Raw genomic sequence first — 22409 nt, 5'->3', positions numbered from 1 at the left:
TCAGGCCTGCGCCCTGAGGCGGTCGAGGACCGCCCGGGGGTCCGTGCGGCGGCGGCCGTAGCCGGCCGCGTCGAGGTCGGCCTCGACCCCGGCGGCCGCGGCGGCCTCCAGCTCCGCCAGGGCGTCGGCGACGTCCGCCTCCGCGGCCTGGCGCTCGCGCAGGCGCGCCAGCGTGCGTTCGGCCTCCGCGAATGCTCCGGCCGACAGGGTCGTGACCCGGCGGCCCTCCAGCCCGGCCCGCCGCAGCGCCTCGGTGGTGCGGGCGGTCTGGAGGCCGCGGTCGAGGTCCCGCAGCCGCTCGGTGCCCTGCGCCACGAGGCGCTTGAGCCGCTCGGTCTCGGCGGCGAAGCGGCCCGCGGCCTCCCGCCGGTCGGCCCGCTCGTCCTCCAGGGCCGCGATCAGGCTCGCCGCCTCGGTCCCGAGATCGTCGCGCCCGTCCCTGAGGGCCCGTCGGGCCCCGTCCGACAGGGTGTCGACGCGGGCGGTGATCGCGTCGAGCGCCCGGGCCTCCGCGGCATGGTAGGCGAGCGCCACGGCGAGTTCCCGGCGCGCGGTGGCGAGCGCCCCCGCGGCGTCGCGGATCTGCTGGCGCAGGATCGTCACGGCGTTCGCGTCGTGGATCGCCTGGGCGTTGTCGGCGATCGCGCCCCGCATCAGGATGGAGAGGGTTCGCATCACGGCTCACCTCGCGGAAGGGCGCTCCGGACCCGCTCCGGATTTTGTTGAACGCCGTTCATGAAACAATTAATCATGGGCCGGTCCCATCCGCAAGGCTTAAAATGAACGCCGTTCAGAAAAAATTGCGCGGCCGGCCGCGCAAGGGGCAGACCGACCGCGCCGCGGATCGGCGGGCTCTGATCGACGCGGCGGTGGCGATCCTGAACGCGGGCGGCGCGGGGGCGCTGACGGCCCGCGCCGTCGCGGAGCGGGCGGGCACCGCGGTCGGCTCGGTCTACACGCAGTTCGACAGCCTGGAGCTGCTGCGGCTGGAGGCCAGCGCGGTCACCATGCACCGCCTGCGGGATGCCCTGGCGGCGGCGCTGGCCGCCTGCCCGGCGGTCGGGACGGCGGACCGGCTCCTGTGCCTGGCCGACGCGTATCTCGCCTTCGCGGCCGCGAACCACCCGGCCTGGGCGGCGATCTTCGAGCGGCGCACGGTGGCGGCGCCCGACGCGGTGCAGGCGGACATCGCGGTCCTGTTCGGGATCCTGGAGGACGTGCTGCGCGACGGCGGCCGGCTCGCCGAGGCGGAGATCCCCGTCATGGCCCGGGCGCTGTGGTCCAGCGTCCACGGCATGGCCTATCTGGCCGATCTCGGCAGCCTCGGGCCCCTCGGCGTGGACGACGTGCGCCCGATGATCGACGCCCTGGTGCGCGCCGCGGTGCGAGGCTTCCCGGGCGGGGAGGGGCCGGGGGCGCATCAAGGGGGTCGGTGAGGCCGGCGGTCCACACGTCCCGTCCGGAGCGGGGAGCGCGGGGCGTTCCCCGAGCAGGCCCCGAGCGCGCGATGTCGGCCCGGGGCGCGGGGCGCGCCCGGCGCGCCGCCGCGTGAGATTTCCTGACACGACGCGTGAGACATCGGGAATTGTCCGGCTCGAACCCCGGGACTAGGGTCGGCCGGCTGCGGAAGGTATGCGCGGGGTACGGCGTGGGCGACGCGATCATCCGGACCGGCCAGTGCCATTGCGGCGCCGTGCGCTTCGCGGTCACGCTCAGCGACGGCTTCGACTCGATCCGCCGCTGCACCTGCTCCTTCTGCCGGATGCGTGGCGCCGTCGTCGGCATGGCCGAGATGGGCGGGATCACGATCCTGCAGGGCGCGGAGACGCTGACGCGCTACCGCTTCCACACCCGGTCGGCGGAGCACTTCTTCTGCGCCCGCTGCGGGATCTACACGCATCATCAGCGCCGCTCGGACCGGAACCTGTACGCCGTCAACGTGGCGTGCCTCGACGGGGTAAGCCCCTTCGACTTCCCCGAGGTGCCGGTCGTGGACGGGGTCAACCACACGAGCGACACCGGCCGGCCGGCCCGGCGCGCCGGCACGCTCCGCTTCATCCGCGCGGGACAGGACCCGCTCCGGCCGCCTTCACGGCCGCCAGGACCGCCTTGACCGTCTTGACCGTCTTGACCGCCGGATCGAGCGCCTCCGAGCCGTGCGCGAGGCCGCGCGGCCGTCAGCACCCGGTCCGAGGCCGCGCCGGCGCCCCGCGCACGATCTCGGGGATCGCCGCGTTCTGCTCCTCCGGGACGGCCGCGACCCCGACCGCGAGGCCGCGCCTCTCCGCGCCGCCACGCGGGGCTGCCTGTCGTCTAATCTGAACCATTCCCGGCTGTCGGAGCGCAGGGTCGTCCGGGGCCCGGATCGCGGCGGCCTGGCCTCGGCCGGGACAGGCGTCCGGCCCGCTCCTCGCTCGGGAAACAGGCCGCGACCCCGCAGGCCCCGTCCGTCAGGCCGCGGGTCTCGGCCACGCGACCCTGCTCGACCTGGAATTTCAGCCTGACGAGCCCGATCCCGAGACCGCGACGATGCCGACCAGCGCGGCGGCCGTGACGGCGTGGCGCTTCGCCCCGATGCCGGTCCTCACCCGCGCCCGGCACTCGGGGATGCACGGCGCGGGACAAGGCAGGTTCTGCGTTAGCGGGGCGTGGCGGCAGGCCTTGCGCGCGCCGGCCCAAGCCTGTCCACTTCCGGTCCGACGAAAGCCCGGCCCCGCCAGGGAGACCGCCGGGCCACAGGGAGAAGCCTCATGGTGCGTACGTCGCGGACGGGTTCGTTGCGGAGGGGCGGCCTTCGGCTCCTCCGGGCCGGGCCGGCCCTCCTGCTCGCCGGGCTGGCCTTCGCCGCCCCCGTCCGGGCCGACGATGCCAAGGTCCGGATCAGCCGGCAGCCGGGCTTCGTCTACCTCCCGGCGGTGCTGGCCGAGCAGCACAAGCTGATCGAGAAGCACGCCAAGGCGGCGGGCCTCGGGGACGTCACGGTGGAGTGGCTGAACCTGACGAGCGGCGCGGCCGGCAACGACGCGCTGCTCTCGGGCAACATCGACATCGTCGACAGCGGCTCCACCAACATGCTGCTGATGAACGACCGGACGCGGGGCGACGTGAAGGGGCTCTGCGGCGTCGGCTCGACGCCGATGCTGCTGCTGACCCGCAACCCGGACGTGAAGACGCTCAGCGACTTCTCCGGCAAGGACAAGATCGCGCTGCCCTCCGTGAAGGTCTCCTCGCAGGCGGTGCTGCTCCAGATCGCCGCCAAGAAGGCCTTCGGGCCCGAGGGCGCGACCAAGCTCGACCCGCTGACCGTCCAGCTCGGCCATCCCGACGCCGTGGCGGCGCTCGCGAGTCCGCACAACGAGGTCAACAGCCACTTCTCGCTGCCGCCGTTCCAGCAGCGCGAGCTGCAGGACCCGGCGATCCACAAGGTCCTCAACTCCTACGAGATGGTGGGCGAGCCGGTGAGCAACGCGATCTTCTACGCCCGGACCGGCTGGTACAACCGCAACCCCAAGCTCGCCGCCGCCATCGTGGCCGCCATCGACGAGGCCAACGCCGAGATTGCCCGGGATCCGCTCAAGGCCGCCAAGGACTACGTGGCGGCCACCAACGAGAAGACCCCGCCCGAGACCCTGGTCGAGATCATGAAGGAGCCGGGGACCAACTTCTCCACCACCCCCTACGGCATCATGCTCCAGGCCCGGCACTTCTACGCGATGAAGACCATCAAGGCCGAGCCCAAGGACTGGAAGGACACGTTCTTCCCGATCGTCCACAACCTGCCGGGAAAGTAGGCCCCCTGGCGGTCGGCTTGCCGCTCAGTGCGCCTCCACGGACCCGGTGGCGCGCGGGGGCTTCCTGAGGATCGCCACCACGGCGAGGCTCGCCACGAGGCTCACGCCAACCAGCCAGAATCCGTCCGCGTAGGCCATGACGTAGGCCTCGCGGCGGACCTGGGCGGCGAGCTGGCCCAGTGCGACGCCCTTGGCGGCCAGCGGGTCGGCGATGCGGGCATGCATCCCGGCGGCCATGGTGGCGAGCCGGTCCTGGGTCCGGGTCGCGTTGACGGTGATCGCCTCGGCCAGCATCGAGAAGTGGAAGTGCTCCCGCCGGTCGATCATGGTCGACAGGAGCGCGATGCCGATCGAGCCGCCGAGGTTGCGCATCATGTTGGACAACGCCGAGGCGTCGGCGGTGTCGCGCGGGCCGAGGCCCACGGTGGAGAGCTGCGAGAGCGGGATCGTGAACAGCGGCTGGCCGATGGCCCGCAGGATCTGCGGCAGGATCAGCTGGTCGGCCCCGACATCGTGGGTCAGGCCGACATTGATCCAGCAGCTCGCGATGAAGAACAGCGTGCCGGTGACGACGAGGAGCCGCGCGTCCACGGCGCGCATGATCAGCGGCATCATCGGGAACAGCAGCAGCTGCGGCAGGCCCGACCACATCACCACGTAGCCGATCTGCTGGGCGTTGTAGCCCTGGATCTGCGCGCAGTAGACCGGGATGATGTAGATCGACCCGTACGAGACCGCGCCCAGCACGGTCATCAGCACGCAGGCGCCGCCGACCGAGCGGTTGGCCAGCACCCGCAGGTTGATGAACGGCCGCTCGGCCATCAACTCGCGGACGATGAAGCCCGTGATGCCGGCCGCGGCCAGGAGGCTGGCCTGGACGATGATGGGGGAGCCGAACCAGTCCTTGCGCTGGCCTTCCTCCAGCACGTAGGTCAGGGCCGGCAGCCCGGTCGCCATCAGGCCGATGCCGATCCAGTCGCCCTTGAGCAGCTCGCCCCAGCGCGCGGGCACCGTCTCGAAGGCGCCGAGCTGGATCGCGGCCGCGATCGGACCGAAGATCAGGTTCAGGTAGAAGATGTAGTGCCAGGACAGGTTGTCGGTGAGCCAGCCGCCGACCGTCGGGCCGATGGCGGGCGCGAAGGTGGCGGTGAGGCCGAACATGGCGATGCCGATCGCCTGCTGGCTCTTCGGCAGCCGCGTGCGCACGATGACGATGGCGGTGGGGATCAGCACGCCGCCGGTGAAGCCCTGGCCGGCCCGGAACAGGATCATCTGGGCGAGCGTGGTCGACAGCGCGCAGGCGAGCGAGAAGGCGGTGAACAGGATCGTGTTCACCGCGAGGTAGCGGCGCAGGCCGATCACCGAGGACAGCCAGCCGGTGAGCGGGATCACGATGATCTCGGCCATCAGGTAGGCGGTGGAGATCCAGCTCCCCTCCTCGGTGGAGGCGCCGAGCGCTCCCTGGATATCGGCGAGCGACGCGTTGGTGATCTGGATGTCGAGGATGGCCGTGAAGGCGCCGAGGATCGCGCCGAACACGGCGAGCCAGTCCCGGGCGCTCGCCTTCGCGTCGGGAATGGGCATGGCCACGGCCGGAACGGGGCCCGTGGCGGCGTTCAGCGGGGCGTCCACCGGGGCGTTCATCGCGGCGCTCACCGGGGCAGGGCCTCGCTGACGAGGGCCACCGGGGCGGGCTTGGGTCCGCGCCGGGCCGGATCGACCGGCTCCACCGGATCCCGGGTGTGGACCGTCGCCTCCGCGGACAGGCCGGGGCGCAGGCGGGCGACGAGCGGATCCGACGGGTCGAGGGCGACGCGCACGGGCACGCGCTGCACCACCTTGGTGAAGTTGCCGGTGGCGTTCTCGGGCGGCAGCAGGGCGAATTGCGACCCCGTGCCCGGGGAGAAGCTCTCGATCCGGCCCTCGAAGTCATGGTCGCTGAGCGCGTCCACCGTGAAGGTGACGCGCGCGCCCTCGACCATGTGCCCGGTCTGGGTCTCCTTGAAGTTCGCCACGAGGTAGATGTCGCGGCCCATGGGCACCAGGGTCAGGAGCCCGGTGCCGGGGGAGACGACCTGCCCGATCCGGAGCGCCCGGTCGCCGGCGACCCCGTCGATCGGCGCCACGATGGTGGTGTAGCTGAGGTCGAGCCTCACGCCCTCGACCTTGGCCAAAGCCCCCGCGAGGCTCGCCCGGGTGCTGGCCTCCAGCGCCTTCAGGCTGTCGATCTGCTTCTGCGCGGCGTCGAGCGACGCGGCGGCCTTGTCGCGGGCGGCGTGGCGCTGGCGCAGGTCGGCATCCGCCTGCTGCTGGCGCTGCACCGTGCCCGAGCCGGTCTGCAGCAGGTTCTGGTAGCGGGTGTATTCCTGCTGCGAGAAGGTCAGCGCGGCCTCGGCATTGGCGAGGTCGGCCTTCGACGACGCGACCTGCGCCTGCTGCTGGATGATCGCCGCGGCGACGCCCAGCACGTGCGCCCTGTCCTTGTCGACCTCGGCCTCGGCCTGCTTGAGCTGGACCCGGTAGGAGCGGTCGTCGAGGCGGGCGATCACGTCGCCGGCCTTGACGGGCTGGTTGTCGCCGACCCGCACCTCCGCGACGATGCCGGCGATGCGCGGCGCCACCGTGACCTTGTCGGACTGAAGGTAGGCGTCGTCGGTGGTCTCGAGGAAGCGCCCGGTCGTCCACCAGTGCCAGCCGTAGCTCCCGGCGCCCCCCAGCGCGAGGAGCCCGACGAGGGGCAGGACGATCCGCGCCCGGCCGCGACGCGGCTTCGCCGCGGGACCGGCCGGTGCGCCGGATGGCGCTGCGCCGCCCGCGATCGGCTCGGCGCTCTTGAAGCGGTCGCTGCGACGTGCGTCCATCGGGTCTGGCCAATATTAAAACGGTACGGTATCGTTTTAATAATGCGAACGGCGAAGGCGGGCAAGGAGGATCGCGGGTGACGGCGACCGAGATCGAGGGGGCGGAGGTCGGGCCGCGGCGGGGCGGGCGGCCCACGCGCGCGGAGGCGACCCGGCGCGAGGTGCACCTGATCGCCGTGGCGACGGCCCTGTTCATGGAGCGCGGTTTCGACGCCACCTCCATCGACGCGGTGGCCGAGGCCGCCGGCATGAGCAAGCCGACGGTCTACGCCCGCTACCGCGACAAGCGGGCCCTGTTCGAGGCGGTCCTGCGCGAGCGGATCGCCGCGTGGCTGGCGCCCCTCGCCGCCGCCGCGGAGGCGCAGGCGGCCCGCGCCGGGGCCGATGTCGGGACCGACGACGTCGAGGCGGCCCTGCACGACCTGAGCCGCACCCTGCTGGCCCACGGGCAGTCGCCGGGGGCCGCGATGCTCAAGCGCAACCTCGTCGCCCAGGCGCTGCAGTTCCCGGAGCTCGCCCGCCTCGCCCACGAGGAGGGCTGGCTGCGGGGCGTGCGCGCCGTGGCGCAGCTCATCGAGGCCTTCGCCCGGCGCGGGCGGATCGCGGCGGCCGATCCCGAGATCGCGGCCGACCTGTTCCTCAGCCTCGTCCTCGGCCGGTCCTCCCAGGCGATCCTCTACGGCATCGCCACGGACCCGGAGACGCAGGAGCGGCGGCGGGCGGCGGCGGTGCGGCTGTTCCTCGACGGGGTGCGGCCGCGCTGACAGGCGACCGGACCGTCGCCGGGGGCCCGGGCCGCGTCCGGTTCGGGCGTGGGAGCGCGTCGGCCGGGCGCACGGCGCGAAGCTGCGCCGTATCCTTGGGGCGCCGAATCTTCAGGACCTGGAGAATCCGCGTCGACGCCCCGAAGCCGCGATTGCGCCCCCTCCGGCCCCGGCCTATAGTGCGGCATCCCCATTCAACAGCGTGAGACGGGACATCCGGATCGGTCATCCGGAGCCCGCGGCCCGATGCCCGGCCCCCGTCCCGCCAGGCCGGAGCACGAGAAGCATGTCCCAGGGTCCGCTGATGCCCAAGGCGACCGCCGTCTGGCTGGTCGAGAACACCTCGCTGGCCTTCGAGCAGATCGCCGATTTCTGCAAGCTGCACCCGCTGGAGGTGAAGGGCATCGCCGACGGCGAGGTCGCGGCCGGCATCAAGGGGCTCGACCCGGTCTCCACCGGCCAGCTCACCCGCGACGAGATCGAGAAGGCCCAGAAGGCGCCGCACTACAAGCTGAAGCCCGCGGTCTCGAAGGTGAAGCTGCCCGAGGTGAAGCGCACCACCAAGGGGCCGCGCTACACGCCGCTGTCCCGCCGGCAGGACCGGCCGAACGCCATCCTGTGGCTGCTGCGCAATCACCCCGAACTGAAGGATTCGCAGATCATCCGGCTCGTGGGCACCACCAAGTCGACGATCCAGCAGATCCGCGAGCGCACCCACTGGAACTCGGGCTCGCTGCAGCCGATGGACCCGGTGACGCTGGGGCTCACCACCCAGATCAACCTCGACTTCGAGGTCCAGCGCGCGGCGGCCGACCGCCCGGCCGCGGTGGCGGCCGAGTCCGGCGCCTCGCTGCTGCCGGCCGAGGTCTCCACGGCCCGCGACGAGCCGGATCACGCGCACGAGGACGCCCATGGCGGCCGCGAGGAGCGGATCGACGCCGATTCGGTCTTCGCCAAGCTCAAGGGCCGGCATCAGGACGAGGACGACGAGGAGTAAGGCGACCCCGCCTTCTCTCCGAGGGCGGGGCCGGGTGGCGGAGACGTCACGTCTCGATGCCCCATCCCTGCCCCATCCCTGCCCCCCGAAGATCCGGTCACGGTCGTGATGGGTTCTCCGGCCTCCGTCATCCCGCCGTCGTTCCGGGGCCGCGGCGCCCGGGATCCAGGGCCACCGCCCGGGCCGGCCCCGCAGCCTCCGCGGCTCTGCCGTCCGGGCCCGCCCGGGGTGCCCCGGAACGGCGGGGCGCAGAGGTGGCCGCCCGAGCGGCGCCCGGCAGCGCACCGGATTGCCCGCGGCGTCCCGCGTCCTGGCGGCTCACTCCGGCAGCGGCCTGCCCGCGGTCTCCGGCATGAACCACGGCACCACGAGACCGATCCCGTAGACGCTCGACATCGTCAGCGCCGCCGCGGCCACGCCCCCGAAGGAGGTGACGATCTGCCCGGCGATGATCGGGAAGATCCAGGCGATCAGCCGCGCGCCGTTGAACACGGTGCTCGCCGCGGTCGCCCGGACCGCCGGGGTGAACAGCTCCACGAGGTAGATCGCCATCCACGAGAAGGCGAAGCCCAAGGTGAAGAACCCGTTCAGGAAGGCGAGCCCCATGAACGGCACCAGCCCGCCGGTCCAGAGGTAGCAAGCGAGCGACGTGGCGATGCAACCGACATAGGTCACGAGCAGGAAGGCGCGGCGGCCGATCGCGTCCGCCACGAAGCCCGAGACCACGTAGGCGGTGATCGCGCCGAGGTTGTAGATGATGCCCATGCGCGGGCCCCAGACATCGGCCGGCTCGCCCGCGGCCCTGGCCAGCCCCTCCGTGTAGGCCGGCAGCCACGACGAGACCGCCCACCAGCCCACCGTGGTGGCGAAGGACATCGCGGTGGCGAGCAGCACCCGCCGCCGGCTCTCCGGCTCGCGGAAGATCTCCGCCAGGGTGAAGGGGCGCTGCGCGGCCCGCGGGGCGTGGCCCGCATCCTCCGTGGTGGCGGCCCAGCGCTGTTCCTTCAGCGCCTGCATCCACTGCTCGGATTCCTCCAGCGCCCGCCGCAGGTAGAGGCAGACGAAGGCCGGCAGGGCGCCCAGCGCGAACATGATCCGCCAGGACTGGTCGCCCATCGGGTTCGTGGCCGCCAGCACCGCCCAGACGATGGCGGCGAGCACCGCGCCGCCGCCGAAGCCCGATTGCAGGAAGCCGCAGCCCTTCGGCCGCGCCCGGTTCGGCCAGGTCTCGGCCACCAGCGCGATGCCGGTGGACCATTCCGAGCCGATGGCGAGGCCGGTGATGAACCGCAGGACCGCGAGCTGCGTGAAGCTCCCCGCGAAGGCGGTCAGTCCCGTGAAGACCGCGTAGCCCAGGATCGAGAGCATCATCATGCGCTTGCGGCCGATGTAGTCGGCCGCGATCCCGCCCAGCAGCCCGCCGAGCCCCCAGCCGAGCAGCGTGATGCCGATGGCCGCGCCGACGTAGAAGGCGGGCGCCTGGGCCTGCTCGGGGGTGAGGAGGGTGTTGAGCGCCGGACGCAGAGCGTAGACGAGGGCCACCGCCTCGTAGCCGTCGAAGATCCAGCCGAGATAGCTGCCCCAGAGGATCCGCCAGTGCCGCGGGGTGAGGCCCGCGTACCACGGCGCGGACGCGTCCTCGTGCAGCACCGCCTCGCCCGAACTCATGCCATCCTCCCAGCGGCGGGGCCGGCCGGCGGCCTCCGCGGTTGTCCCTGCGGCCGGCCGCTCCCCCTGTCCGCCCGTCCGACCGGTCCCTCGGCCATCAGGCGACGGCGCGGGCCGGCTCGGCCTGGATGCGCCCCCGCAGCCCGTTGATGACCCCGCCGGCGAGCAGGATCCCGATCTGGCGCGGCGACAGGTCGTGCCGCAGACGGATCGTCGCCTTGCCGGCGCGGGACCGTCGCGGTGATCTCCCGGCCCGCCGCCAGCGCGTCGGCGACGCGAGCGATCTCCACCGTGGCGCCCATCTCCAGCCGGCCGTAGTCCGACGGATCCTGGAAGGTCAGCGGCAGGACGCCGAAATTCACGAGGTTCTGCCCGTGGAGCCGGGCGAAGCTCTTGGCCAGCACCGTCTCCAGGCCGAGGTAGCGCGGGGCGAGCGCGGCGTTCTCGCGGCTCGATCCCTGGCCGTAGTTCAGGCCGCCGACGATGGCGTGGCCGGCACGCTCCGTGCCGCCCTGCCTCGCCCGCTTCGGGTCGGTGTCGTCGATCGGCTCGACGGTGAATTCGCTCGTCTTCGGGATGTTCGGCCGGTAGCGCATCACCCGGGCGCCCGCCGGCATGATGTCGTCGGTGGAGATGTCGTCGCCGGTCCTGAGCAGGACCGGCACGCGGATGCCGGGCCCGAGCTTGCCGAGGTCGGGCAGGGTGGTGATGTTCTCCGACTTCTCCAGCCGGACCGCGCGGGCCTCCGCCTCCGGCAGGGGCGCCACCAGCATCGTGGTGTTGCCCGGCACCATCGCGGGCGGCGCGATCCGCGGGTCGGGCATGTCGAGGGTGCGGGGGTCGGTGATGGTTCCGGAGAGCGCCGAGGCCGCCGCCGTCTCCGGGCGGCACAGGAACACGCTGTCCGCGCGGATGCCGGAGCGGCCGGGAAAGTTGCGCGGCACCGTCCGCGGGGAGTTCCGGCCCGAGGCGGGGGCTTGGCCCATGCCGATGCAGCCGTTGCATCCGGCCTGGTGGACCCGGGCGCCGGCGTGGATCAAGTCGGAGAGCTGGCCGTCCCGGATCAGGGTCTCCAGCACGACGCGGGTCGAGGGATTGATGTCGAAGGACACCCGGTCGTGGGCGGTGCCACCCTTCACGATCGCCGCCGCAACCGCGAAATCGCGAAAGCCCGGCTTGGCCGAGGAGCCGATATAGGCCTGGTGGATCTCCGCGCCGGCGACCTCCGAGACCGGCACGACGTGGCCGGGGCTCGACGGCTTGGCGATCATCGGCACGAGGACGGACCGGTCGATCGCCGCGTGGCCGTCGTCGGCGCAGCCCTCATCCGCCGCGAGGGACGTCCAGTCGCCGCCGCGTCCCACCCCCTCCAGGAACGCCTTGGTGGCGGCGTCGGAGGGGAACACGCTGGTCGTGGCGCCCATCTCGGTGCCCATGTTGGCGATGACGCGCCGGTCCATCGCGGTCAGGCCCGCCAAGCCCGAGCCGTAATACCCGATGATCCGGCCGACCCCGCCCTTGACCCCGTGGCGGCCCAGCAGCGTCAGGATCACGTCCTTGGCGCTCACCCAGTCGGGCAGGGTCCCGGTGAGCTTCACCCCCCAGACCCGGGGCATGCGCAGCGGCAGGGGCTCGCCCGCCATGGCGAGCGCCACCTCGACGCCGCCGGCCCCGAGGGCCAGCATGCCGAGCGAGCCGGCGGCGGGGGTATGGCTGTCGGAGCCGACCAGCGTCTGGCCGGGCTTGCCGAAGCTCTGCATGTGGACGGGGTGGCTGATGCCGTTGCCGGGCCGCGAGTACCAGACGCCGAAGCGGCGGCAGGCCGAGCGCAGGACCCTGTGCTCGTCGGCGTTGAGCCGGTCGTTCTGCACGAGGTTGTGGTCGATGTACTGCGCCGCGAGCGCGACCTTCACGCGCTCGACGCCCATCGCCTCCAGGTTCAGCATGACGGGGCCGCCGAGCACGTCCTGCAGGAGCGTCTGGTCGATCGTGAGGGCGATCTCGCCGCCGGGGGTGAGGTCGCCCGCGGCGAGGCGCGCCTGGACGAGCTTCTGCGTCAGGTTCAACGCCACCATGTTGCGTCCCCGTGGTTGCGCGGCGCGGTCCTGCTGGCTTCAGACTAGTGTCGGTGACGGGGCGAGGAAGCCGGCTCGGTTACAGGCCCTGAACTGTGTCGGGCCCAGCTGAAGGGTGTCAGCCCTCGGAGAGACCTGCCGGCCTCGCGCATCATCGCGGGCGCGGCGGCGCCCCCAGGCCGGCGCGGCCTCCGCGGGCGCGGCCCGACGCATGGCTCCGCTCGCGGAGACACCCGTTCCTGGGCTTCTCAGGACTCGAGGCCCAGAAAGTCGGCCACCGCCTTCGAGAATTCCGGGGTCCGCAGGTAGCCGTACGACTTATGCCGGTTCTCCGTGCCGTCCGGGCGCCGGTAGGCGTTGATCACCGGCACGTCCCGCACCCGCAGACCGGCGGCGTTCGGCGCGAAATGCACCGCGAGGTCGTCGCCCACCGTGGCGATGTCCTGGCGGTCCATCAGGTTGGTCCATGCGGTCAGCGCGGCCGGCACCCGGAGGCCGCCATGCTCGTCGGCGAGCTTCAGCTTCAACTCGGCGAGCCCCAGCGGCGAGCCGAGGGTGACCAGGGCGCAGCGGGGCAGGGGCGTCCGGTCCGCCTCGGCGGCGCGCAGCACGTCGTACGCGATGAGGCCGCCCATCGAGTGCGCCGCGATGAGCACGTCGTCCTCGGCGGCCTCGGCCAGGGCGACGCGCAGGCGCTCCTGGGCGGAGGCCCGGAACGCCGCGTCCTCGTAGTAGCCCCAGAGATCATCGAGGCGGTATTCCAGGATCAGGTCGTCCACCGGGGTCAGCCCGGCGGCCTCCTCCAGGTACGAGACGCCGCGGTAGATCCGGTCGGTGAGCGTCGGCTCGGCTTGGCCGGGGTCCCCCGCCGGGGAGGGGAACGGGCCGAGGCCGTAATCGGGCCGATACGGCTCGCGGTTGCGGTCGCCGGAGAGCGGTTGCGGGTAGCGGAGGTCCGCCCAATAGACGAACGTGAAGGCGAGGTCCGCCTCCGCCACCTGTAACCCGCGGTTGCGATCCAGCCCCTCGCGGATCGCGGTGCGCCACCAGCCGGCCTTCTCGTCGCGCGGCGGCTTGTTGGCGAGCCCGTGGATGCCGATGATGCGCGTCCGCCCCAGTGTCCGCTCCCCGATCGATGTGTTGGCCGGCTGAGCCAGATAGGGCCGTCCGGCCCGGGTGGTACTGCGGCCAAGTCTCCGGCCGGATCATGATCGTGTGCGGGCGACGCTCGGAGGCCCCCGAGTACGCGATCCGGGTGCGGGATCCGGGCGCGGGATCCACCCGGAACCTCGAGCGCATCCCCGGATCCCGAAGCCCGCCCGCGCCCGAGCCCCCTGCGGCGGGCCTCGGAGAAGTCCTCGGCAAGGCCCCGCGATCCCCGACCGTCCGCCTCCGGGGCCTCCGCCGCGCTTCGGCTCCCGGCGGACGACGGGGCGGCGACGGCGCCCCGTCGAGCAGACCGGGGCGGTGAGGCGGCAAGGTGAAAGCCGTGCCGGTGAGCCGAGTGAAAAGGCTGGCGGCCACCCCGCGGGTTTCGATGGAACGGTTCGACCCGGCAAGCCGTCTCTGGACCGTGGTCGGGGGTATTCCGGCACGAAGGAGGCACTCGATGTTTCGCAAGCCCATGCTCGCCGTGATCGGTGCGCTGACACTGGCGGGCGGCGTCCTCGGGACGTCCACGGCGGCCATGGCCGACCCGCCTTGGGCCAGGGGTGAACGCGGCTTCCGTCACGGCGGCCCCCCACCCTGGGCTCCGGCGCACGGCTATCGCCGCCACCGCGAGTTCGGCGGTTACGGGCGCCGGGACGTGCGCATCTACGAGGGGCGCCGCTACGGCGGGTACGGCGGCTACGGTCGCTACTGAACCTCGGTCGTCGAGCGGCTGCGGCGCTGACCCGGTCTTCGCGGGGCCGTCCTGTGATCCCGCGTCCCGGGCAAGCCGGCCCCCCCGTGCCCTGCGGTCGGGCTGTCCGTCGAATACCCGACCGGGTCGGCGCCGGGCGCACCGCCTCCGGTGAGGCCTCCGGGCAGGCGCCGTCCGTTCCAGACCGGCACGCCCTTGACCCCGGCGACCTCGGCACCGTCGGATCGCCGGCCCTGGCCGACGAGCCGGCGGCCCGGCTCGACCCCTCCGTCGTGCAGCCACCGGAGACGCGATGCATTCCCGAGCATCCTCCCCGAGCATCCTCCCCGAGCCTCCTCGCTTCGGGCTTACGGCGCACATCCGAATCCGGTCACGGGCCGGCAGAGGGACGCCGTCGCATTCAACCCGTCGGGTCATGACGGCGCCAGGCGCCGGCGCCCTTCGAGGTGGCGGCGGACAGTGAAGGAAAGGTATTTTTGGCATTCACCCGTCGTTAATATAAGCAGATTGCGCATTTTTGCAGCATAACTGTGGAACGGTTTTCTTTCACTGCCCGTTTTTAAACCCGTACGACAGGAACAACCGGAGTCTTTTCATGCTGAAGCACGTTCGCGTCGCCGCTCTCGCGACCACCTTCGTCATCGGCGGTGCGGCCATGGCGCTCGCGCAGTCGTCCTCCACGGTCGGCACCGGCGGCTCCTCGGCCGGCGGCGGCACGAGTTCGTCCACGGTCGGCACCGGCGGATCCGCGGCCGGCTCGGGCAGCGGTTCGGGCTCGTCGACCGTGGGCACCGGCGGCTCGTCGGCCGGCGGCGGCACCAGCTCGTCGACCGTGGGCACCGGCGGCTCGTCGGCCGGCAAGGGCACCAGCGGCTCGTCGATGGGCGCCGGCGGCTCGTCGTCCGGGATGTCCGACAGCGCGGGCAAGTCGGGCAGCGCCCCCGGCCATGACCGGAGCGGCCCCGGCAACTCCGAGAACGCCCCGGGCCACACCAAGCGCTGAGCCCGGAGCGGGTGAATGCATCGGGCGCGGTCCGTCGGGGCCGCGCCCGCCTTGTCTTTGAGGAGACCGGACCATGCCTCGCCTGATCATGCCGCTTCTCGGCGGCGCCCTCCTCCTGGCCGGCGTCGCCGCGAGCGATGCCCAGACCAGCACCGTCACGACGGGCCCGAACGGCGTCTCGGGGAGCACGACCCTGACGACCGGCCCGAACGGCAAGCGCTGCACGGTCGTGCATTCCGACGCCGCGCGGAACACCGGGCCCCTTTCGAGTTCGGTCACGGCCGGGCCGGACGGCGTGACGAGCTCGACCACGGGCGGCCCGTCGGTGACCACGAGGTCCGGCGCCGGCTCGACCAGCAGTTCGGCATCGAGTTCGAATCCCGGCGGCAGCACCATGACGACCACCGGCGACGGCGACTGCGTCGTCACCGTTCCCAAGGACAGGAAGTGAGGCCGACATGACGACAAGATTCATCGTTCCCCTCGCCGCCCTCGGGCTTATCGTCCTCCCGGCGCTGGCGCAGGCACAGGGCAGCGCCACAGGCGGCACCGCCGGATCGGCCGCGGCCGGGGGCACGTCCGCCTCCACGGTCGGGACCGGCGGCACCTCGACCGGCGCGAACGGAGCGACCGGCTCGTCCCTGGCCACCGGCGGCAGCGCGGCGGGCGGCAAGACCATGGACCGCTCGCACGTCAACGAGACCGGCAACGGCGGGCTGAACGGACAGTCGAAGGCGATGGCCCACGACGGCGGGACCTTCTCGAAGTCGCACACGCAGACGAAGGTGCGCGACGGCGAGGTCGAGTCCCGCACGAAGACCATGGCGCACGAGCCCGGCTCCAAGCCGGTGAAGTCGACGACCACGACGGGCTCGACGACCGGTCGGTGACCGAGGGCCGCCGGCCGAAGGTCGGCCGCATGACCGAGGACATCGCCGCCGAATGGGGCAAGAAGCGTTATGGGTGCGCTCGCCCCGCTCAGGTGGCTTGTCGGGAACGTCGTCGATGGTGAGGCCGCCGCACCCGGATCGGGTTCGAACCAGCGCCCTGGACTTCTGGTTGGCCCGGGGCGCAATCGCCTGCGTGGCCGGCCTCCAGCTGCTGATCGTGAACGACTTCTCCCTCGGACCGCGCTGGCTCGCCCCAACGCTCGAACTCACCCTGCTGGTACCGCTCTCGGCCGCCACGGCCTGGAACCAGGGTCGGGCACGGCGCGCCACGACAGATTCGCACTGGACCGAGGTCCACCGCCATCACCGCCTGATCCGCGGAATGGCCCTGTTCATGACGGCGCTCGTCACCGCGGCGAACACCGCGGCCCTCGCAGCCCTGGTCCACGCCCTCCTGAACGGCAAGGCCGCCGGCGGCTCAACCTTGCTCGTGGATGCCCTCAACATCTGGGGCACCAACGTCGTGATCTTCGCCCTGTGGTTCTGGACGACAGATCGCGGGGGCGCGGCCCTGCGCGGCCATCCGCGTGCGCGGGATCCCGATTTTCTGTTCCCACAAATGACACTGCCGCAGCAGGATGCGGCGGACCCGTTCGTGCCGGGTTTCGTGGATTACCTATTTCTGGCCTTCACCAACGCCACCGCCTTCTCGCCCACCGACACGCTGCCGCTGACGCCGCGCGCGAAACTGCTGATGATGTCCGAGGCGCTGATCTCCCTGCTCACTGTGGCGCTGGTCGCCGCGCGCGCCGTCAACATCCTCGCTTGATCAGGCGGTCCGAGACGTCGCGCGGGTGGCGGGACGGGCCGAGCTAGGCGGCGAAGGTTTGCGACCCGACGACATGAAGAACGCCGGCGTGGCGAACAGGGACGAGGCGCGCCGTGAGGCCACGGTTCCGACGAGCCTGGCCAGGCCCGGTCTTGAGCATTCGGTCGCCAGCCGAACGCGCGCAAGACGCGATGATGTTTCTATCTTGAATGTATTGTTGAATCCGTGCAATGATCGTCATTCAAGACATGGTCGAAACACTCATTTCGCACGCATATCGGGTGAATATGATCGATATATAGTGGAGACATCAATGAGAAATGTCATTTGGGCTTGTGCTTTGATGATTCCCGCCTGCTTCGGTGCCGAAGCAGGGGATTTTCCGAAAGAAGGCACCGCACTTTATACGACCCACTACGTCAACGTCTCCGCGACCCCGATCAAGATGGGGGACCGGACCGCCTCTATTTATGAGAGCGCCGGTATTACGCGCAATGATGCGGGCGAAGCGCCGTTCAACGACATGGGCACTCGCTGCATCGGTATGCGCGAGGCCAACGGGAACGACGTAGTCAATCGCGGAAGCTGCATCGATACCGACAAGGACGGCGATCAGGTGTTCTCGACCTACGAGGCGAACGCCAAGAACGGCCGCCACGTCTTCGTTGGCGGCACGGGGAAATACCACGGCATCGCGGGGTCGGCGGACTACACCTTCCAGTCCGTGAAGGTACCTGAAGGCGCCCGACCGATGACGATCGTGCCGCATAAGGCAACCTGGAAGCTCCCCTAGTGGCTGGCGCCCCGCGGCGTGATGGACCGCCCCACAGCCTCAATCCGCCCGCCGGACACCCTCCCGCGGGCGGGCGGTGTGGAGGCGGTCTGGTCTTACCTCGGCGGGCGCAGAGTGGCGGGGGCCGAAAGGCTGGGAGGCAGGGGCCGCCGAACAGGTCATGGAGCGCCTTCCGCTGAGAGGGCGGACGGCAGCGCCGCCTCCGAGGCCCCGGTTGACCGTGGATCTGCGGCACCGCGGGCAGAAGGCCGGGAGGTCGCCGTCCGCGTTGTTCGCGGCGCCCTGGTCCCGATGGCCCGCGGCCAGCACCCCGCAGGTTTGACCGGCATGGCTTAGGATGTCGGCCCTAGCCGATCCGCCCGCCCCGGCCAGGGGGCCACCGACCGGCCGCTGCGCCCCACCCGTGGCCATCGCCGAGGGGGCGGATCATCCGTCGAGGCGGCCGCCCTGCGGGGGCGCGTTTAAGTGATCCTCGCCGCAGCCACGTCGCCGCCACCGCCGGGTCACAGCCCCCCGACGCCCTCCGATCGTGTCCCGTGGGTTCGATCGAAGGGCGCCGCCGCCTCGACGTCAGGACGCTAGAGCTGCTTGACGCGCCGGGACGTGTCGCGGGTCCGGTAGAAATCCCAGAGCAGGAATGCCGGGAAGGGCAGCATGATGGCGAAGAAGATCCAGTCGAACATCTGGGGCATGGGGCAGGTCTCCTACAACTTATAGGAGGGTCAACCCGCGTAGGGCCCCGCAGGTTCGACGGGCGCGCTCGCTTCCGCCCGGGCGCGCACGCCCACCGGCTTCCGCCAGCAATGCGCCCGCGCGGCGCGGCGCCCCCCCCTGGAACTTCGCGAGCGAGGTCGGCCACGTGCGCGAGGTGCCGGAAGCGGGCGCTCGGGCGCATCACACCGCGCGCCTAACCATGATGATACAAGTCATGGACGACAGGGCCATGATCCGAGACGCCGACGAGACTGATGGACGGATGCGCCGCCTCGTCGGGACCGTGAGCGGCGGCCGGTGGCGGCGCGTCGTGATGGGCGTCGTCGTGGAAGACGAGGCTTCCCTTTGAATCGATGGCCGCGCGGGGCGGGGCGGAGTCCGACGGGCCCTGGGATGGCAGCGTCGCGGCTTGGACGGGCTTGCCGTCATCGGAGGGATGCTGGGCCTCGGCGCTCGGGAGTCTCTCGGGTGCCCCTCCCTGCGCTCCCTGATCGACGCGGTGGGATACAGCATCGGGGGCATCAACCTGCCCGCGACCGGGATCGGCCGTCGCGCTCGGGCCGCCACGGGGCGCGGGCGGACCGCCGGCGTCCCCGTGGTTGAGCGCGTCCTGGCTGCCGGCCGGGGCTGGCGTGCCGCGTTCGGGCGGCGTGGCCTCAGCGTGGGAAGCCTCATGTCTGCCCGACCCCGCCGGGACTGCCGAGCTGGCTGGCATGTCGGCATTGGGATGATCCTGCGCCCCCGCAGGCTCGCCCCCGCTCTGAGTCGTCGAGCCGCGATTGGCGGCGTCTGGACCCTGCCCTTGGGACGCCGCCGACCCATCGGAATGCGGCCCCAAGTCCCGCGAAGCGGTGTGTTGAGGCGTGGGCGACGCGGCGTCGTCCGGGGCCGCAGCCTGCGCAGGCGCGTTGTCCAGACCTCCGTGAGGAGACCCCGATGACGGGGCCGCCGCCTGGGCTGGGTCCGCACTGGAGGATGCCCCCGGCCCGTGTCCCGAAGACGGCCCGTGTCCCGAAGACGGCCCGTCCCCCCCGCCCGACCCGCGGTCGCTCGCGCTGTCTTCCGGTCCATGGACGGAAGCCGCGAGCGCGACGGGTGCGTGAGACGGCGGCGCGCCTGGCGCCGAGCCGGAGTGCATTCCGGCGTCTCCCGGCGGCGTGCCCGGCTCGGAACCGGCCTCGATCGAGTGGGCGTCGCGCGGCGTTGCCCCCCGGTGATCGCTCTGCTCGGCGGGGCCTGTCGCGTGGACGTCCCTGTCGGGATCGACCGGCGAGCCGGCCCCGGACGCGGGCGCGGCTTTCTGCAGGGCCGAGCCGTGATCACCAGTGGCGCTTCCCTGCGGACCCGACCCGGTCTCCTGGTGCGCGACCGCCCGGGCCTGCCCGTCTTGGTGCATGCCGGCGTGGCCGTTCTCCGCCCGCTCGACGTGAGAACTGTCCGCCGCGGCGTCGGCGCGGGCGCCATGGCCGCGGTCGCTGCCCCGGTCATCCGGGTCACGGGACGCCGATGCTGCCGAGGCCGCCGAGGTTCGGTTCGCCTCGGCTTGTCCTGCCGCAGGGACCCACCCCGGCGAGCCCGCCCCGGATCCGGCCTCGGCCCGGGCCGCCTCCGCGAGCCGTGGCTGAGCGTTCGAGTCCGGCGTCAGGGATTGATTGCCATGGCCGCGCTGATCGCCACTGTCCGCCCCCAATCCGGCCGACGACTCGGCGGCACCGTCGCTTCGGCCGGTCGCTGATGCCTGCTGGCCGCCGGTTCCCACGGCCCCCGTCTCGGCGGCGGCCCGGGCGAACCCGATGTCGTTGCCCATACTCGGCGCATGAGACTCGGTCTCGCGGCCGGGCAGCCCTGCTCGGTCGCCGTGGACATCGGCCCGGATCGCGGGCGCCGGATCGATCCGGCCTCCCGGGGCGGCGGTGTCCTGGCTCGCGCCGCTGCCCTGCGCGGTCAGAGCGGTCGGCTGAACCGGGGCGGCTGTGGGCCCGGCATTGCCTCCGCCGCCCGTCCCCGCCGCGAGATCGCTCTGCCCCCCCTGGTGCGCGCTGCCGCTCGCCAGATCCGCCAGCAGAGGGGCAAGATCCGCGCTCGCGGCGGCGTGGCCGCCGGCCAGCGCTTCCGCCGCGAAGATCATCGTGGACAGGATGATCGCCTCGACCTGCTTGCGGCCGTCGCCCTCTTCGCCCGGCCCGGACGCGCCCCTGGCCCTGGCGGGCTGCGGCTGGCCTTGCCCAGCCCCGCCACCGCCATCGGCCGGGGCAAGGGGGTCGAGACCGGGCGCGAGCTCGCCCGCATGCGCCTCCTCGGAGGACAGGCTCAGGGCTGCCGCGGCGACCAGGGCCGCCAGCAGGGCGGCGGGATGCACGACCAGCTTCGTGCCCCTGGCGACCGCCGGGATCGGGAGCAGGTTCGGGTGAAGCCGGGCGATCTGGTCGATCAGGGCCCGGAAATCCGCGCCGCGCACGGGGCGGTCCAGCACGTCGGAGGCGATCAGGTAGCTGCCGTCGATCCGGGCGAAATGCATGATCACGTCGCCGTCGGGACGGCAGAAGACGAACCAGGGCTCGCCCTCGTCGGTGACGCCGTGCTCGCTGGCCATCCCGATCCCGGCGCGGAGGAGGGCGGCTTCGACCCGGTAGAACTCGGCGAGTTCCTGCTGCGACCAGCGGTCGGATCGCGCCGCCGGGCGAAGGAAGGGAATGACCGCGCTCATCGTCCGCTCCCTCTCGTGGTGCCCGTGTTCCCCTCGCCGAGGGGGCCGTGCGCCTGTCCGGCCGCCATCTCGCTGCCGAGCGCTCTAACGTTCATGGAAGGCGCGTCCCATCGCGTCGAAGAAGGGGGCGAACATGTATTCGAGCGCCGTCCGCTCCCCGGCCGAGACGATCACCTCGGCCGGGAGACCGGCGAGGAGACGGTGCCGGACCTCGGCCGGAAGCGCGTGCTCGTCGATCTCGACGGTGCCGGCGAAGTAGGGCTGTTTCGTGCCGTCATCGACGAGCCGGTCCCGCGACACCGTCGCGAGCGTCCCGAAGAGCGTCGGCGTGCGGCGGGCCTGGAAGCTCGGGAACTTGATCTCCGCCCGCATCCCCGCGCGGACGGTCTCGAGGTCGTTGGGCGAGAACTGCACGGTGACGACGAGGCGATCCGTGGTCGGAACGATCTCCATCAGCGGCTCGCCCGACCGGATGACCTGCCCGATCGCGTAGACCTTCAGCGCCTGGATGACCCCCTCGTGCGAAGCGCGGATCTCGTGGCGGCGAAAGACGTCCTGCGCGACGACGAGCTTCTCCCGCAATTCGCCGATCTTCTGGCGCGTCTCGAGAAGCTGCGTCGTCACAGCCTCCTGAAGCTTCTGCTTCAACTGGGTCCTCTGCAGCCCCGCTTCGTTGATGGCGTTCTCGGCCTTCGCCCGCTCGGCGATCGAGCGCCCGATCACGCCCTCGAGCCGCGTCCGCTCCCGCTCCATGACGAGGAGGCGCGAGAGGGGAATCAAGTTCTTCTGGTGAAGGCCGCGGAGGCCTTCGAGCTCCTGGCGGATGAACCCGACCTGCGCCTCGACCGAGGATTTCTCGACGGCGAGGCCGGAGATCTCCGTCCTGAGCTGGGTGACCTTCGCGTCGACGAGGGCGAGCTGGCCGTTGAGCGTCTTGCGCCGCTCCGACATCTCGCCGGTCTGGTCGGCGATCATGCGGGCCAAAGCGGGCTCGCCGCGGCGCGCGGCAAGCTCGGCGGGGAGGGGCAGGTCGTCGGTCTGGTCCTGCTCGGCCCGCAGGCGCGCCTCGAGCACCCGGGCCGCGTCGAGTTGGTTCCGGAACAGCTCCGCGCTCGCCTGGGACTGGACGGGATCGACGCGCAGAAGGACGTCGCCGGCCCGGACGGCCTGCCCATCCTTCACGAGGATCGCCTGGACCATGCCGCCCTCGAAATGCTGGACGGTCTTCCGGCTGCTCTCCGTGACGACGACGCCCGGGCTGATGACGGCGCGGTCCAGACGGATGAAGGCCGCCCAGAGGACCACGAGGCCGAAGAACGCGGCGATGAGGGCGTAGCCCGCGATCGCGTAGCGCCGCCAATCGATCATGGCGCCATCCGCGCGGCTCCCGCCCACCGGGCGCACGCTCGGCACCGAGGCGTCGATCAGGTTCGGGACGGCGGGCATCGTCACG

At 72.0% G+C, this 22409-nt stretch carries 19 protein-coding genes; 11 read left to right on the top strand and 8 right to left on the bottom strand.

Annotation, left to right across the window (positions count from 1 at the left end; translation table 11 throughout):
* Entirely contained in the window at positions 1–675 is a 675-nt protein-coding gene (locus tag MKK82_RS12505) for a PspA/IM30 family protein (RefSeq protein ID WP_238291291.1), read from the bottom strand.
* Between the two features lie 104 nt (positions 676–779).
* Between MKK82_RS12505 and MKK82_RS12500 the strand changes: the two genes are divergently transcribed.
* The 3 genes from MKK82_RS12500 to MKK82_RS12490 all read left to right on the top strand — a co-directional run bounded on the left by MKK82_RS12500 (position 780) and on the right by MKK82_RS12490 (position 3791).
* Positions 780–1436, top strand: coding sequence for a TetR/AcrR family transcriptional regulator (locus MKK82_RS12500; protein ID WP_243985884.1), 657 nt, complete (start codon positions 780–782; stop codon positions 1434–1436).
* A 212-nt stretch (positions 1437–1648) separates the two neighbouring features.
* The gene (locus MKK82_RS12495) at positions 1649–2113 is read left to right on the top strand and encodes a GFA family protein (protein WP_238291289.1); all 465 of its coding nucleotides are present in this window, start codon (positions 1649–1651) and stop codon (positions 2111–2113) included.
* Positions 2114–2750: 637 nt separating this feature from the next.
* Positions 2751–3791, top strand: coding sequence for an ABC transporter substrate-binding protein (locus MKK82_RS12490; protein ID WP_243985883.1), 1041 nt, complete (start codon positions 2751–2753; stop codon positions 3789–3791).
* A gap of 24 nt (positions 3792–3815) precedes the next feature.
* Here the strand turns inward: MKK82_RS12490 and MKK82_RS12485 are convergent, their stop codons facing one another.
* A complete protein-coding gene (locus tag MKK82_RS12485; protein ID WP_313902094.1) occupies positions 3816–5375 on the bottom strand; it encodes a DHA2 family efflux MFS transporter permease subunit in 1560 nt (519 codons plus the stop codon).
* 68 nt (positions 5376–5443) lie between these two features.
* A complete protein-coding gene (locus MKK82_RS12480) occupies positions 5444–6652 on the bottom strand; it encodes an HlyD family secretion protein (RefSeq protein WP_243985878.1) in 1209 nt (402 codons plus the stop codon).
* 77 nt (positions 6653–6729) lie between these two features.
* On the opposite strand from MKK82_RS12480, the gene MKK82_RS12475 reads away from it, so the two are divergent.
* Together MKK82_RS12475 and MKK82_RS12470 are read left to right on the top strand one after the other, a co-directional pair.
* Positions 6730–7416 (top strand): TetR/AcrR family transcriptional regulator, encoded by a 687-nt coding sequence (locus tag MKK82_RS12475; protein WP_243985877.1) that lies wholly within the window; start codon positions 6730–6732, stop codon positions 7414–7416.
* 286 nt (positions 7417–7702) lie between these two features.
* Entirely contained in the window at positions 7703–8413 is a 711-nt protein-coding gene (locus tag MKK82_RS12470) for a DUF1013 domain-containing protein (protein ID WP_238291285.1), read from the top strand.
* Between the two features lie 318 nt (positions 8414–8731).
* Here the strand turns inward: MKK82_RS12470 and MKK82_RS12465 are convergent, their stop codons facing one another.
* The 3 genes from MKK82_RS12465 to MKK82_RS12455 form a co-directional block, all read right to left on the bottom strand.
* Entirely contained in the window at positions 8732–10081 is a 1350-nt protein-coding gene (locus tag MKK82_RS12465) for an MFS transporter (protein ID WP_238291284.1), read from the bottom strand.
* On the bottom strand, positions 10078–12156 hold the full coding sequence (locus tag MKK82_RS12460) for an aconitate hydratase (protein WP_243985876.1): 2079 nt from the start codon (positions 12154–12156) through the stop codon (positions 10078–10080). Before MKK82_RS12460 ends, MKK82_RS12465 begins: the two co-directional genes overlap by 4 nt.
* A 248-nt stretch (positions 12157–12404) precedes the next feature.
* Positions 12405–13154 carry a hypothetical protein gene (locus tag MKK82_RS12455; protein WP_409566796.1) on the bottom strand — a complete coding sequence of 250 codons (750 nt, stop codon included), beginning with the start codon at positions 13152–13154 and terminating at the stop codon, positions 12405–12407.
* A 611-nt stretch (positions 13155–13765) separates the two neighbouring features.
* Between MKK82_RS12455 and MKK82_RS12450 the strand changes: the two genes are divergently transcribed.
* From MKK82_RS12450 to MKK82_RS12425, 6 genes are all read left to right on the top strand, one after another.
* Positions 13766–14020 (top strand): hypothetical protein, encoded by a 255-nt coding sequence (locus MKK82_RS12450; protein ID WP_238291282.1) that lies wholly within the window; start codon positions 13766–13768, stop codon positions 14018–14020.
* Positions 14021–14615: 595 nt separating this feature from the next.
* Complete coding sequence (locus MKK82_RS12445; protein WP_238291281.1) at positions 14616–15023, top strand: hypothetical protein; 408 nt, start codon at positions 14616–14618, stop codon at positions 15021–15023.
* A 73-nt stretch (positions 15024–15096) separates the two neighbouring features.
* The gene (locus MKK82_RS12440; protein WP_243985875.1) at positions 15097–15474 is read left to right on the top strand and encodes a glycosyl hydrolase; all 378 of its coding nucleotides are present in this window, start codon (positions 15097–15099) and stop codon (positions 15472–15474) included.
* Positions 15475–15481: 7 nt separating this feature from the next.
* Positions 15482–15913, top strand: a complete 432-nt coding sequence (locus MKK82_RS12435) for a hypothetical protein (protein WP_238291279.1) — start codon at positions 15482–15484, stop codon at positions 15911–15913.
* 115 nt (positions 15914–16028) lie between these two features.
* Positions 16029–16742 carry a hypothetical protein gene (locus MKK82_RS12430; RefSeq protein ID WP_243985873.1) on the top strand — a complete coding sequence of 238 codons (714 nt, stop codon included), beginning with the start codon at positions 16029–16031 and terminating at the stop codon, positions 16740–16742.
* 313 nt (positions 16743–17055) lie between these two features.
* On the top strand, positions 17056–17535 hold the full coding sequence (locus tag MKK82_RS12425; protein ID WP_238291276.1) for a hypothetical protein: 480 nt from the start codon (positions 17056–17058) through the stop codon (positions 17533–17535).
* 907 nt (positions 17536–18442) lie between these two features.
* Here the strand turns inward: MKK82_RS12425 and MKK82_RS12420 are convergent.
* Together MKK82_RS12420 and MKK82_RS12415 are read right to left on the bottom strand one after the other, a co-directional pair.
* Positions 18443–20956 (bottom strand): hypothetical protein, encoded by a 2514-nt coding sequence (locus MKK82_RS12420; protein ID WP_243985872.1) that lies wholly within the window; start codon positions 20954–20956, stop codon positions 18443–18445.
* 84 nt (positions 20957–21040) lie between these two features.
* The gene (locus MKK82_RS12415; RefSeq protein WP_238291274.1) at positions 21041–22402 is read right to left on the bottom strand and encodes an HlyD family type I secretion periplasmic adaptor subunit; all 1362 of its coding nucleotides are present in this window, start codon (positions 22400–22402) and stop codon (positions 21041–21043) included.
* Positions 22403–22409 lie beyond the last annotated feature (7 nt).

The sequence above is a fragment of the Methylobacterium sp. E-046 genome, assembly GCF_022829625.1.
GTDB classification, from domain to species: domain Bacteria; phylum Pseudomonadota; class Alphaproteobacteria; order Rhizobiales; family Beijerinckiaceae; genus Methylobacterium; species Methylobacterium longum.
This window is presented reverse-complemented; position numbering and strand designations above follow the sequence as displayed.